We start from the raw sequence: 13057 nt of genomic DNA, 5'->3' as shown, positions 1-13057 counted from the left end.
GCTTCCGCGCGTCGGTCAGGCGGGTGCGACGGCCCGCGAGCGCCGCATGGTGAGCACGTACTCGACCAGCGAGATCAGCACGTGCTTCGTGGACTCCCGGTTACGGGCGTCGCACGGCACCACCGGCACGTCGCGGGAGATCGCCAGCGCGTCCCGGACGTCCTGCGGATCGTGGTACTGCATGCCGTCGAAGCAGTTGATGGCCACCAGGTACGGCAGCCGCCGGTGCTCGAAGAAGTCGATGGCGGCGAAGCAGTCGGCGAGCCGCCGGGTGTCGACCAGCACCACAGCGCCGATCGCACCCCGGACCAACTCGTCCCACATGAACCAGAACCGCGTCTGACCCGGCGTACCGAACAGGTACAGGATCAGATCCCGGTCGATCGAGATACGACCGAAGTCCATCGCCACCGTGGTCGTCGTCTTGCCCGGCACCTGCCGGGTGTCGTCGACGCCGACACCGGCGGAGGTCATGATCGCCTCGGTGGTCAGCGGCGTGATCTCGGAGACCGAGCCGACCAGCGTCGTCTTGCCGACGCCGAACCCACCGGCGATAACGATCTTCGCCGACGTCACTCGGCCGCTCGGGGCCGGCGGCCGGTGCGACATGTCAGAGCCTGCGAAGTCCACTCAGCACCCTCTCCAGCAGTTCAGTGCCCACCGCGTCGTCGGAGTCGTCCAAAATGGTCGGCTCGTGGACCGCGACCAGGCCGTCCGTCGCCATGTCGGCGATGAGCACCCGGGCCACGCCGAGCGGAAGCTGCATCCGCGCCGCGATTTCGGCGAGCGACTGCACACGTCCGTCACACAACGCGGCGATGTACTGGTGTTCACGACCGTGGCCACCATTGCCAGTGGCAACCGCTCGGCCGCGCACCGTCGTCTCGACGAGCGCCTCCAGGGCGATGTCGAGCCGGGGACGGGTACGACCACGGGTGACGGCGTACGGCCGGACCAATGCGCCGGTCGGCTCGTCACGATCCGCCATGTCGCCGCTCACCTCCCTCGTACCCGGCACCGGCTCGCCCCGGTGACATCCGTCGCTGTCGTTGTTGTTCCCGCACCTGACCCACCGGCCAGCGCGTCATTCAGCCCATCATCCCCACAGCCGTGCGCGGCTGCGGCGTCAGGGCATCGCCCACCCGGTCCACGAGCAGGGCCATCTCGTACCCGACCTGACCCACGTCGCAGCTCCGCGCCGCCAGCACCGCGAACGACGAACCGTCGGAGATGGACATCAGGAACAGGAATCCGTTGTCCATCTCGACGACTGTCTGCAACACCGCTCCGCCCTCGAAGCAGCGGGCCGCGCCCTGGGTCAGGCTGACCAGACCGGACGCGATCGCGGCGAGCTGGTCGGCGCGGTCCCGCGGAAGGTCACGGGACGAGGCGAGAAGCAGGCCGTCGGCCGAGACCGCGACCGCGTGCGCCACACCGGGCACCCGGTCGGCGAAGTTGGCGAGCAGCCATCCGAGATCCTGCGTAGTAGTCATCCTTGTTGCTCCTTCTGCCCGCTCCCGGCCACCGGGCCTGAGCCAGACTGCGAGGACTGCTGCCCGCCCGGAGTGCCCTCCGGGCCGGTCGTGTTGCTGTCGGTGTTACGCCCGCGCTGCACGCCCCGATGGTAGGCCGACAGCAGGCCCCGGACGCCTTCCGGCGTCCGCCGCTGCACCGAGGCAGAAGGCTTGTCGATGCTGCCGGGCACGAGCTGCGCCATCGGCTTCCGCTTCGGCAGGCCCTTCTGGGTGGTCTCCGCGACCGGCACCTCGGTGGCCGCCGAGGCGGCGCGCCAGCCGTCGTCGGCCGCGGTCTGCCAGGGCGAGGACTGCGGCGACGCGGTCGGCTGCCGGGTGGGCAGCCCTCCGCCGTACGCGGGACGGGTGTTCCCGTTCGCCGCGCCGTTGTCACGCGGTGCTCCGCCGGCCGTCGGAGTGTGTGCCATCGGTGCGTTACCTGTCGTTGCGGGTGTCGGCTGCGGCACGGGCCGGCCGGCGGTGTCCACCTTGGCGAACTGCTGGGTGGCGTCGCCGCCGTTCGTCGTCGGGGCCGGGGCCGCCGCCTCCTCGTGGGGCCCGGGCCGGCGGGTACGGAACCACGCCGACTCGAGCTCCCGGAAGATCGGCAGCTCCATCGTCTCGTCGGCGTACCGCTGGCGGTTGCCCTGCTGCTGCGCTGCCGGGCCCGGTCGCGCCGCCGGGGCGGCAGCCGGCCGGTTGGTCGCCGGGGTGGTAGCCGGCTGGTTCGTCGCCGGGCCGGCGGCCGACGGCTGGCCGGTCGCGGGCTGCGCGGTGGCCGGCATCTCCGTGCGCGGCACCCGGGGCAGCTCGGTGGTCATGTCCATGCCGCTGGTGGGCCGTTCCGGCGCCGCGGGGGCCGGGGCCGGAGTGACCGGCGGCCAGACCGGCGGCGCACCGACGCCCGGCCCGGGCGTCACCGGTCGCGCCGGCAGCTGGTTCGCCGGCGGCGCGGAGACCTGGTAACCGGCGGCCGGCTGGCCGGAGACCGGCGCGGCCGACGTGGGCTGCCCGGAGACCGGCGTGGCGGAGACCGGACGGCCCGTGTACGGGTCGCCGGAGACCGGCGCCGCGGAGACCGGACGGCCGGAGAACGGGTCGCCGGAGACCGGAGCGGCCGAGACCGGACGGTACGGCAGCGGGTTGCCGGCGGCCGGGGCGCCGGAGACCGGCGGCAGCGGCGGCGCCGACACCGGCGGGACCGGCGGCGCGGAGACCGGCGGCGGGCTGTAGGGCCGCGCCTCGGGGCTGCTCGGCAGCTGGCGCGGGATCGCCGGCTGCTGGCCGCTGGTGCCCGGGTCGCCCTCGGCCGGGTTGCGCCGCTGGGGCAGCGGCTCGAATCCGGAGCCGGACGAGGGCCGGGAGCCGAACCCGCCGTCCCCGTCGCCCGGGTTGGCGCCGGTCAGGTCGGACCAGGCCGGCATGGCGCGAGCGCCACCGGCGTTCGCCGGGGTGCCCGAGCCGTTGCGCGGCGCCGGGTCGAAGGCGCGTCCGCCGAGCGTGACCTGGTTGCCGGAGGCGCCCGGGTGCGGGGCCGGCGGCAGGCTCTGCGGGTTGTTGTTGCCGAAAGCGGCCAGGGCGCCGAAGGCGGGCGTCGGTCCGCTCTGCTGCGGGGCGGCGGGCGGCAGGGCCGGCGCGCCCGGACCACGGCCGGCCAGGGCACGCGGCACCAGGACCGTGGTGGGCAGCGTCACGTCGGCGACGGTGCCCCGGTCGGTGCCCGGTCGCAGCTCGACCCGGACGCCGTGGCGGGCGGCCAGCCGCGCCACCACGACCAGACCCATCATCCGGGAGACCGCGACGTCCACCTGCGGCGGCGTGGCCAGCCGCTCGTTGAGGTCACGGAGCTGCTCCGGGCTGATGCCGATGCCCCGGTCCTCCACGTAGAGGGAGGCACGGTCGCCGACCCGGCGGGCCTCCACCATGACCTGGGAGTCGGGCGGGGAGAACGCGGTCGCGTTGTCGAACAGCTCGGCGACCAGGTGCACGAGGTCGTTCACCGCGTGGGCGGCGACCTCGATGTCCCGGTCGATCACCCCGAACTCGATCCGGGTGTAGTGCTCGACCTCGGACTGGGCGGCGCGGAGCACGTCGATCAGGGCGGCGGGCTCGCGCTGCACACGCGTGGAGTCCGCGCCGGCGAGCACCAGCAGGTTCTCGTCGTTGCGGCGCATCCGGGTGGCGAGGTGGTCGAGCTGGAACAGCTCGGCCAGCCGGTCCGGGTCCTCCTCGCCGCGCTCCAGCCGGTCGAGGTGGCCGATCAGCCGGTCGACCAGGATCTGCGAGCGGCGGGCCAGGTTGACGAACATGGTCGCGACGGACGCCCGCAGGGCGGCCTGCTCGGCGGCGGTCCGGACGGCCTCCAGGTGGACGGCGTTGAACGCCTCGGTCACCTGGCCGAACTCGTCCTTGCTGCGCACCGGCAGCGGCTCGGCGATCTGGTTGGCCAGCTGCACCGGGGTGAGCTGGCCGGTCACCTGCGGGTCACGCAGCCGGGCGACGGCCTGCGGCAGCCCGTACTGGGCCACCGCCAGGGCGCCCTGGCGCAGGTCGCGCAGCGAGCGGGCCATCGAGCGGGCGACCAGGTACGCGAACAGGATGGCCAGCAGCAGCATGGTGAGCAGCAGGCCGGTCTCCAGGAACACCTGGCGCTGGGTGTCCGAGCGCAGCGCGTCGGCCTGCCGGACCACGTTGCCGTCGAGGCGGGACTCCACCGTCCGCATCAGCTTCGCGTTGGCGACCATGGCCTGGTCCCACTGGTCCGCGCCGAACTGGGCGTTCTCCATCGAGCCGCTGTTGTTGCCCGAGATGAAACTCGTGTAGAGCTCCGCCCGGCGCAGGTCCGGCCCGGAGACGGTCTGGTCGTAGAACAGCTTGTCCGGGTCGGTGGCTACCGCCTGGAACGTCGCGAACGCCTGCGACTGGCCGGTGCCGCTGGCGATGAACTGCTCGCGCAGCGCGGGGGTGTACTGGTTCTGGGTGATCGCCTGGTGGACGACCACGCGGCGCTGGGTCAGGAATTCCTTCTGCCGGGCGACAGCGGCCGCCGCGCGCATCCGGTCACTCAGGTCGTTGTCGCCGGCGAGCTGGGTGGCGGAGTCGCGGATCGCGAGCAAGTCCTCGATCAGCTGCCGGTAGGTCAGGTCGGCGTCATTGATCTTGAGCTTGCCGTTCAGCACCTGGCTGCGCGTCGCCGGGAGGTCCTTCAGCTGGGTGTCGATCGCGTCCAGCAGCCCGACGAAGTTGCGCGGCAGGTCGTCGATCTCGCCACGCTGCCGCAGGTACGGCGACTTCGCCTGGTCCACCCGCTGGTTGGCCCGGTTGTAGCCCTCCTGGTACTGCGCCCGGGTCTGGAACTCCTTCGCGCCGAGGAAGAGCACGGCGCCGACCCGCTCGTCCTGCACCGTGTCGATCAGGTCACCCGAGTAGCCGATCAGATTGGCCAGGTCCCCCGCACGGTTGGCATTGTTGAGCGTCTCCAGGTGGTCGACCAGACCACTGGTGCCCACCACGACCGTGGCGATGGTCGGCACGATCATGATCAGACCGAGCTTGGACCAGATCGGCATGTCGCGCAGCCGACTCATCGGCCGGCGCAGCCGCGACAGGAAGGAGCCCGCCGTCGTTGGCCGTTTGCTCACGTCACCGCCCTCGCATTACCGCGCCCGACGTCACCTGAGGGCAACGCCGAGCGACCGACCCGGCGGGTCGGACCTCCGAGATTCCATCACGCCGCCCCGCAAAGAGAAAGACCAGGTTGTCCCTCACCGGAGGTGTGATGAGATGTTGATGCAATTTGATAGCTATCCGTCTGGCCGGAGTCACTGAAGGTAATGGAACACCCGCATCGCGTTGTCCTGCTCGCTGGCCCCTCCGGGTCAGGAAAGTCATACATAGCGCAGCGAACCGGACTTCCGGTGCTCTGCCTGGACGACTTCTACAAGGACGGCGACGACCCTACGTGTCCGCGTCGGAACGGACAGGTGGATTGGGAGTCCCCACTGTCCTGGGATGCGGACATGGCGGTGCAAACAATCACCCGACTGGCTCGGGAGGGCAAGGCCGAAGTGCCGGTTTATGCGATCGGCGCGGACCGCAGGGTGGCCACCCGGCCATTCGACATCGACGGATCGCCAATCTTTGTCGCCGAGGGGATCTTCGCCGCCGAGATCGTGGCCGAGTGCCGCCGGCAGGGCGTGCTCGCCGGCGCGTACGCGCTGCGCCGCCCACGCGGCGCGACGTTCCTGCGCCGCCTCGCCCGGGACCTCGCCGAGCAGCGCAAGGCGCCCCGGGTGCTGCTCCGGCGCGGGGTCGCGCTGCTGCGTGCCGAGCCGGCCGTGCTGCGCCGGCAGACCGGGCTCGGTGCCGAGGCGGCCCGGGCCGGTCAGGTGCTGCGCGGGGTGGCCGCACTGCTCTCCGGCCACCCCCGCCAGTCGTGATCAGCCGATCAGCTCGGCGTACGCCGGCTTGATCACCTCGTCGATGATCCGCAGCCGCTCGTCGAACGGGATGAACGCGCTCTTCATCGCGTTGATGGTGAACCACTGGAGTTCCTTCCAGCCGTAGCCGAAGGCCTCCACCAGCAGCGCCATCTCCCGCGACATCGAGGTGCCGCTCATCAGCCGGTTGTCGGTGTTCACAGTCACCCGGAACCGCAGGTCGCGCAGCAGCCCGATCGGGTGGTCGGCGATCGAGGCCGCGGCACCGGTCTGCACGTTCGACGACGGGCACAGCTCCAGCGGGATGCGCTTGTCCCGCACGTACGCGGCCAGCCGGCCCAGCACCGGCGGGTTGCCGGGGGTGATGTCGTCGACGATGCGTACGCCGTGGCCGAGCCGGTCGGCGCCGCACCACTGGATCGCCTGCCAGATGGACGGCAGGCCGAACGCCTCACCGGCGTGGATGGTGAAGTGGAAGTTCTCCCGCTGGAGGTACTCGAACGCGTCCAGGTGCCGGGTGGGCGGGAAGCCCGCCTCGGCGCCGGCGATGTCGAAGCCGACCACCCCGGTGTCGCGGTGCCGCACGGCCAGCTCGGCGATCTCCTGCGACCGGGCGGCGTGCCGCATCGCGGTGAGCAGCGTGCCGATCCGGATCGGGGTGCCCGCCTCGGCGGCCAGCGCGCTGCCCTCCCGGAACCCGGTGACCACCGCGTCGACCACCTCGTCCAGCGTCAGGTTCTGCTCCAGGTGCTGTTCCGGGGCGAACCGCACCTCGGCGTAGACCACGCCGTCGGCGGCCAGGTCCAGCGCGCACTCGCGGGCGACCCGGCGCAACGCGCCGGCGGTCTGCATGACCGCCACCGTGTGCGCGAACGTCTCCAGGTAGCGCTCCAGCGAGCCGGAGTTCGCCGCCTCGGTGAACCAGACACCGAGCGCCGCCGGGTCGGTGGTGGGCAGTTCGTGGCCGACCTCGGCGGCCAGCTCGACGATCGTCGCGGGCCGCAGGCCGCCGTCGAGGTGATCGTGCAGCAGCGCCTTCGGGACCTTGACGATGTCCTCGTACGAGATTGCGACCATGCTCCGACCCTAGTCACCCCCGGTACGGGCGCGACGGTGGACCGGGCCGGTTCAGGGCCGCCAGCCGTACACCCGCTCCACCGCCAGCCGCAGGACCACCCGCCCGTCGGCCACCATGGCGGCCCGGTACTCGGCCCAGTCCGGGTGCTCGCCGCGGATGCGCCGGTACACCTCGACCAGCTCGTCGACCGTCGCGTCGTCGATGGCGGCGGCCGGCGGGGTGAGCGTCACGGTGCCCTCGGCCACCGCGTACGCCCCGCCGTCGGCGGTGGCCACGTGGAAGCTGGCCCGGGGATCGCGGCGCAGGTTGCGCACCTTCGCCCGGCCGTCGGTGGTGGAGCAGCGGATCAGGCCGGGCTCGGCCAGGTAGTCGAGGTTGGACAGCTGGGGCCGGCCGTCGCGGCGCAGGGTGACGAGCACCCCGCGCCCGCGCTCGCCGAACAGCTCCCACAGCCGGGCGCTCATGCGGTCACCCGCAGCGGGGCGAGCGCGGCGGCCAGCCGGGCGAGCTGATCCAGCATGAGCGCGGCGGCCTCCTCACGGCCAGGGTCGGGTCGCAGCTCGCCCGACTCGTCCAGCGACTGCCGGAGGAAGACGACCACCTGGTCGTTGACCGGGGTCATGTTCAGCGTCGTCACCACCTGCTTGATCATCTGCACCGCGCGCAGGCCCCCGGAGGTCATGCCGTAGCTGACGAAGCCCACCGGCTTGTGCTGCCACTCGTGGTAGAGGTAGTCGATCGCGTTCTTCAGCGGCGCGCTGAAGCCGTAGTTGTACTCCGGCATCACCAGCACGAAGGCGTCCCCGGCGTCGATCTCGGCGCTCCAGGCGCGGGTGTGCTCGTGCACGTAGTTCCGCTCGGACGGGTGGTGCGGCTCGTCGTGAAAGGGCAGCCCGACCTCGGCCAGGTCGAGCAGGCGCACCTCGTCGAAGCCGGCGTGGCGGACGGCGGCGGCGGTGAACCAGTCACCGATGCGACGGCCGACCCGGCCGGGGCGGGTGCTGGCGACGACGACGTTCAGGCGGGGCATGGTGAGGTCACTCCTGTCGGGGCGGCGGCCGGGGCCGGCGCGGTGAGCCGGGGAACGAGCCAGGCGACGATCGGCCCGATGCCGATCGCGTAGAGCAGGGTGCCGGGGCCGACGACGCCGCCGAGCAGCCAGCCGACGGCCAGCACCGTCACCTCGATCGCGGTGCGGGCCGGGCCGAGCGGCAGGCCGCGGGCGGCCAGGCCGGTCATCAGCCCGTCCCGCGGGCCGGGGCCGAGGCGGGCGCCGAGGTAGAGCGCGGTGGCGAGGCCGTTGAGCAGGACGCCCGCGACCAGCAGACCGATCCGGCCGGCGAGCGGGGCGACCGGCGGCAGGAGCGCCAGCGTCGCGTCGAGGGCCAGGCCGACGAGCGCGACGTTCGCCACGGTGCCGACGCCCGGGCGCTGCCGCAGCGGGATCCACAGCAGCAGCACCAGCAGCGCCACGCCGTTGACCAGCACGCCCATCGGCAGGCCGGTGCGCTCGGCGAGCCCCTGGTGCAGCACGTCCCAGGACGCGAGCCCGAGGTCGGCGCGGACCATCAGCGCGACGCTGACGCCGAACAGGGCCAGGCCGGCGAACAGCCGCACCAGCCGCGACGGCAGTTTGGTTGACATGTCATCAAGCTAGACCGCAACTTGGTGACATGTCAACAAAACCGGTAGGATCGGTCCGTGGACGAACCGCGTTGGCTGGACGAGCAGGAGGACCGCGCGTGGCGCGGCTACCGCCGCATGCGACGCCTGCTCGACCTGGAACTGGCCCGGGAACTGATGCAGGACGCCGGCCTCTCCGAGCCGGACTACGACGTCCTGAGCGACCTGTCCGAGACCCCGGAGCAGCGGCTGCGGCTCAGCGAGCTGGCCGACCGCATGCTCTGGTCCCGCAGCCGCCTGTCCCACCACATCTCCCGGATGCAGCAGCGTGGCCTGGTCACCCGGGAGGAGTGCGCCACCGACGGCCGCGGCTCGGTCGTCACGCTCACCCCGGCCGGGCGCCAGGCCGTCGAGGCCGCCGCGCCCGGGCACGTCGCCGCCGTACGCCGGCACCTGATCGACCTGCTCACCCCGGCGGAGCTGGCCGCGCTCGGCACGCTCAGCCACCGGGTGGTCGACCACCTCACCGGCCGCCCCACCGGCCGCCCGGAAGCGAAGGACTGAGGCGTGGACGACCGCATCCTCGCCCGGCTGCGCTGCCCGGTCTGCGCCGAACCGCTGACCGCCGCCACCGCCGGCACCACCCGCGCCCTGCGCTGCCCCCGCGGGCACAGCTTCGACACCGCCCGGCAGGGGTACGTCAACCTGCTCGCCGGCCGCTCCCCGCACACCGGGGACAGCGCCGAGATGGTCGCCGCCCGCGCCGACTTCCTCGCCGCCGGCCACTACGACGCCGTCGCCGCCGCGCTCGCGACCACAGCGGTACGCGTCGCGGGCGTCGACCCGTACCCCCTGGTGGTCGAGCCCGGCGCCGGGACCGGGCATTACCTCGCGGCGGTGCTGGCGGCGCTGCCGGAGGCCGCCGGCCTGGCCCTGGACGTCTCCAAGCCGGCGCTGCGCCGCGCGGCCCGCGCCCACCCGCGGGCCGCCGCCGCGCTCGCCGACACCTGGCAGCGCCTGCCGCTGGCCGACCGGTCGGTGGCCGTGCTGCTGAACGTGTTCGCGCCGCGCAACGGCCCGGAGTTCCACCGGGTGCTCGACCCCGGCGGCGCGTTGCTCGTCGTCACCCCGGCCGCCGACCACCTGGCCGAACTGGTCGAGGCGCTGGACCTGCTGCGGGTGGACCCGGCCAAAGCCGACCGGGTCGCGGGCAGCCTCGGCGCCCACTTCGCCGAGGAGTCCGCGACCGGGCACCGGGCCCGCCTCGCGCTGACCCGCGCCGAGGTCACCACGCTCGTCGGGATGGGACCGAGCGCCTGGCACGCCGAACCGGAACGGCTCGCCGCGCGCGTCGCCGCGCTGCCCGAGCCGGTCCCGGTCACGCTCTCGGTCCGGCTCGGCGTGCACCGCCCGCGCTGACCCGGCTCAGGTGGAGAGGTCGACCTCTTCCCAGCCCGGCGGCTCGTCGTGGTACGGCCCGCACAGCACCACCGCCCACTCCAGCGCCCACCGGCGCTGACCGATCGCGTTGGCGTCCACCAGGCCCGGCAGCGCGCCGCCGGCCTTCTCCGTCTCCAGGTACGCCCAGTCCAGGCAGTAGTGCAGGTCGAGCAGCGCGGCGGCGTCCCCGGGGTGCTGCGGCGCGGCCAGGATCCGGGCCTGCCACTGGGCGAACGTCTCCCCCGCCACCAGGTTCGGCATCCGCTCGACCAGCCGCTCGTCCACCGGCACCGTCGGGTCCAGCTCCTTGGCCAGCCCGAGCACCCAGGCCAGCGAGAACAGCGCGTCGTGGTGCAGCACGAACGACCTGTGGTCACCCCGGCCGCCCATCACGAACTGCCACTCCGGCGGCGTCACCGAATCGACCAGGTGCGACTCCAGCAGCCAGCTCATCGCCGCCTGCGCGGGCATGCCGAAGCAGCGGGCCAGGATCACGTGCAGCACCGCGATCCGGGCCTCGACCTCCGGCGTCGGACGCAGCTCGATCTCGTCGCCCGGCTCCCAGACCAGCGGGAACTGCGGCGGGGGCAGCGGCAGGCCCAGCCGGGACAGCTCGTCCAGGCTCGCCTCCCGGACGGCCCGGGGGTCGGGGGCGGATACGCGCACGGTCAGTCCCTGTCTGTTCGGGTCCTCGCCGGTCGGTCCCCCCTGGCCTGGGAGGATAGCGACTCCGACCGGCCCGGCACCATGGCCCTCAGCCGATCCGCTCGATGACGAGCGGCGTCGCCTCCGGCGCGTCCGGCGCGATCCGCACCGCCTCGCGCGCCTCGGCCAGCGCGGCCGGGATCCGCTCGGCGTGCTCGGCGCGCAGCTCGAACAACGGGTCGCCGACACGTACCCGGTCACCCCGTCGCTTGTGCAGCACCACGCCGGACGGGATGCTCACCGGGTCCTCCTTGCGGGCCCGGCCCGCGCCGAGCCGCCAGGCGGCCACCCCGATCGCGTACGCGTCCAGCTCCGCGACCCAGCCGTCCTCGGCCGCGGTGACCACCTCGACCTCGTTCGCGGTGGGCATCGGCGCGTCCGGGTCGCCGCCCTGCGCCCGGATCATCGTCCGCCAGGCGTCCATCGCCCGGCCGTCGCGCAGCGCCGCCTCCGGGTCGGCGTCGGGCAGCCCGGCCGCGTGGAGCATCTCCCGGGCCAGCGCCAGCGTCAGCTCCACCACGTCGGCCGGGCCGCCACCGGCCAGCACCTCCACCGACTCGGTCACCTCGACCGCGTTGCCGACGGCCAGGCCGAGCGGCGTGGACATGTCGGTGAGCAGGGCGACGGTCCGTACGCCGTGCGCGCCGCCCAGCTCGACCATGGTGCGGGCCAGCTCGCGGGCGTCGTCGGCGTTCTTCATGAACGCGCCGGAGCCGACCTTCACGTCGAGCACCAGCGCGCCCGTGCCCTCGGCGATCTTCTTGCTCATGATCGAGCTGGCGATCAGCGGGATCGCCTCGACGGTGCCGGTGACGTCGCGCAGCGCGTACAGCTTGCGGTCGGCCGGGGCGAGCCCGTCGCCGGCCGCGCAGATCACCGCGCCCACGTCGCGGAGCTGCGCGATGAACTCGTCGTTCGTGAGCGCCGCCCGCCAGCCCGGGATCGACTCCAGCTTGTCCAGCGTGCCGCCGGTGTGACCCAGGCCCCGGCCGGACAGTTGCGGGACGGCCGCGCCGCAGGCGGCGACCAGCGGGGTCAGCGGCAGGGTGATCTTGTCGCCGACACCGCCGGTGGAGTGCTTGTCCACTGTCGGGCGGGCCACCGGCGACAGGTCGAGCCGCTCGCCGCTGGCGATCATGGCGGCGGTCCACCGGGCGATCTCCGGCGCGGTCATGCCGCGCAGCAGGATCGCCATGGCCAGCGCGGACATCTGCTCGTCGGCGACCAGACCCTTCGTGTACGCGTCGACCACCCAGTCGATCTGCCCCTCGCTCAGCACACCCCCGTCCCGCTTGGCCCGAATGACGTCAACCGCCGTAAAAGCACTCACTTACAAGATCCAATCAGTTTGATCGCGCGTGGCCACACCGACCCGCGAACGGTGACCAGGTCCGGCCGGGGCCGACCGTGCCCGGCGGAGGGATCAAGCCTGACCGCCCGGAGCCGGGCACGGTCGGCCCCGGCCCACAACCTCAACCCCAGCGAACCGGAATCTCCGTAGGAGGCTCACCCTCACCGGCCCAGAAGACAGTGCCCGAAGCATCCACCACCACCACGCGCGGCGTACGCGCCAACCCCCACTCGATCGCGCTCGCCGGGTCGTCCCAGGTCGAGCCCTCCTCCAGCACGCCGGTCTCGGCGTCCTCGGCGCCGCCGGAGGACCGCTCCCAGTACGCCGTCCAGACCTGCTGCCCGGCCGAGAGGTCGGGGTGCACGAACACGGTGCCCCGGCCCCGCCAGGCGGCCAGCCGGTCCGGCACCACCGGCACCGGGTGCTCGCCGGTCACCGCCTCGATGTCGGCCACGTCGAAGGCGTGCGGCAGCAGCTCGGCCATCCGCAGCGGCCCGCCCTTCGACTCGACCAGGCACTCCGGCCCGCCCTGCTCCCACAGCAACTGCCGGCACCTGCCGCACGGCATCAGCGGCTCGCCGGTGGCGTCGACGCAGGACAGCGCCACGATCCGGCCCCCGCCGGTCGCGTGCAGCTGCGACACCACGCCGCACTCGGCGCAGAGCGTCACACCGTATCCGGCGTTCTCCACGTTGCAGCCGACCACGACGCGGCCGTCGTCGACGAGCGCGGCGGCGCCCACCGGGAACTTCGAGTACGGCACGTAGGCGTGCCGCATGACCTCGGTGGCGGCGGCCCGCAGCCGCTCCCAGTCGATCTCCATCACGACTCCCATTCTGCCCAATTTGCGCCGATCGGTCGCGGCGCGGCCGGAGACGACGATGCCCGGCGGGTCGCCCCGCCGGGC

General features: G+C 73.2%; 14 protein-coding genes. 3 read left to right on the top strand and 11 right to left on the bottom strand.

Going from position 1 to position 13057, the window contains the following annotated elements; translation table 11 throughout:
• Positions 1–15: 15 nt before the first annotated feature.
• From HA073_RS05730 to HA073_RS05715, 4 genes are all read right to left on the bottom strand, one after another.
• Positions 16–609 (bottom strand): ATP/GTP-binding protein, encoded by a 594-nt coding sequence (locus HA073_RS05730; protein WP_030501201.1) that lies wholly within the window; start codon positions 607–609, stop codon positions 16–18.
• Between the two features lies 1 nt (position 610).
• On the bottom strand, positions 611–988 hold the full coding sequence (locus tag HA073_RS05725; RefSeq protein WP_030501200.1) for a DUF742 domain-containing protein: 378 nt from the start codon (positions 986–988) through the stop codon (positions 611–613).
• Positions 989–1088: 100 nt separating this feature from the next.
• Positions 1089–1493, bottom strand: coding sequence for a roadblock/LC7 domain-containing protein (locus HA073_RS05720; protein ID WP_013283992.1), 405 nt, complete (start codon positions 1491–1493; stop codon positions 1089–1091).
• Positions 1490–5155 carry a sensor histidine kinase gene (locus HA073_RS05715; protein WP_140946432.1) on the bottom strand — a complete coding sequence of 1222 codons (3666 nt, stop codon included), beginning with the start codon at positions 5153–5155 and terminating at the stop codon, positions 1490–1492. The genes HA073_RS05720 and HA073_RS05715 overlap by 4 nt, the downstream gene beginning before the upstream one ends.
• A gap of 459 nt (positions 5156–5614) precedes the next feature.
• Here HA073_RS05715 and HA073_RS30515 point away from each other — a divergent pair, with 459 nt between their 5' ends.
• Positions 5615–5953 (top strand): hypothetical protein, encoded by a 339-nt coding sequence (locus HA073_RS30515; protein WP_223201242.1) that lies wholly within the window; start codon positions 5615–5617, stop codon positions 5951–5953.
• On the opposite strand, the gene HA073_RS05705 is transcribed toward HA073_RS30515, so the two are convergent.
• From HA073_RS05705 to HA073_RS05690, 4 genes are read right to left on the bottom strand one after another with little or no spacing between them, the layout of a single operon-like run.
• Entirely contained in the window at positions 5954–7030 is a 1077-nt protein-coding gene (locus HA073_RS05705; protein ID WP_043326756.1) for an adenosine deaminase, read from the bottom strand.
• Between the two features lie 51 nt (positions 7031–7081).
• Positions 7082–7495, bottom strand: a complete 414-nt coding sequence (locus tag HA073_RS05700; protein ID WP_166455833.1) for a PPOX class F420-dependent oxidoreductase — start codon at positions 7493–7495, stop codon at positions 7082–7084.
• A complete protein-coding gene (locus tag HA073_RS05695; protein ID WP_064447622.1) occupies positions 7492–8061 on the bottom strand; it encodes an NADPH-dependent FMN reductase in 570 nt (189 codons plus the stop codon). Before HA073_RS05695 ends, HA073_RS05700 begins: the two co-directional genes overlap by 4 nt.
• Complete coding sequence (locus HA073_RS05690) at positions 8049–8675, bottom strand: YitT family protein (protein ID WP_104113223.1); 627 nt, start codon at positions 8673–8675, stop codon at positions 8049–8051. Before HA073_RS05690 ends, HA073_RS05695 begins: the two co-directional genes overlap by 13 nt.
• A gap of 57 nt (positions 8676–8732) precedes the next feature.
• On the opposite strand from HA073_RS05690, the gene HA073_RS05685 reads away from it, so the two are divergent.
• A complete protein-coding gene (locus HA073_RS05685) occupies positions 8733–9218 on the top strand; it encodes a MarR family winged helix-turn-helix transcriptional regulator (RefSeq protein ID WP_043326762.1) in 486 nt (161 codons plus the stop codon).
• A gap of 3 nt (positions 9219–9221) precedes the next feature.
• Positions 9222–10073: a putative RNA methyltransferase gene (locus HA073_RS05680; protein ID WP_064447620.1), complete on the top strand. Its 852-nt coding sequence runs from the start codon at positions 9222–9224 to the stop codon at positions 10071–10073.
• A 6-nt stretch (positions 10074–10079) separates the two neighbouring features.
• Here HA073_RS05680 and HA073_RS05675 read toward each other — a convergent pair whose 3' ends face one another.
• From HA073_RS05675 to HA073_RS05665, 3 genes are all read right to left on the bottom strand, one after another.
• On the bottom strand, positions 10080–10760 hold the full coding sequence (locus tag HA073_RS05675) for a DUF4272 domain-containing protein (RefSeq protein ID WP_166455832.1): 681 nt from the start codon (positions 10758–10760) through the stop codon (positions 10080–10082).
• Positions 10761–10848: 88 nt separating this feature from the next.
• Complete coding sequence (locus HA073_RS05670) at positions 10849–12129, bottom strand: thymidine phosphorylase (RefSeq protein WP_043326767.1); 1281 nt, start codon at positions 12127–12129, stop codon at positions 10849–10851.
• 142 nt (positions 12130–12271) lie between these two features.
• Complete coding sequence (locus HA073_RS05665; RefSeq protein WP_166455874.1) at positions 12272–12973, bottom strand: cytidine deaminase; 702 nt, start codon at positions 12971–12973, stop codon at positions 12272–12274.
• Positions 12974–13057 lie beyond the last annotated feature (84 nt).

Origin of the sequence: Micromonospora sp. CMU55-4 (assembly GCF_011602315.1) — a bacterium.
Lineage (GTDB): Bacteria > Actinomycetota > Actinomycetes > Mycobacteriales > Micromonosporaceae > Micromonospora > Micromonospora chalcea.
Note: the sequence above shows the minus strand (reverse complement) of the source record. Positions and strands in the feature narration are given on the sequence as shown.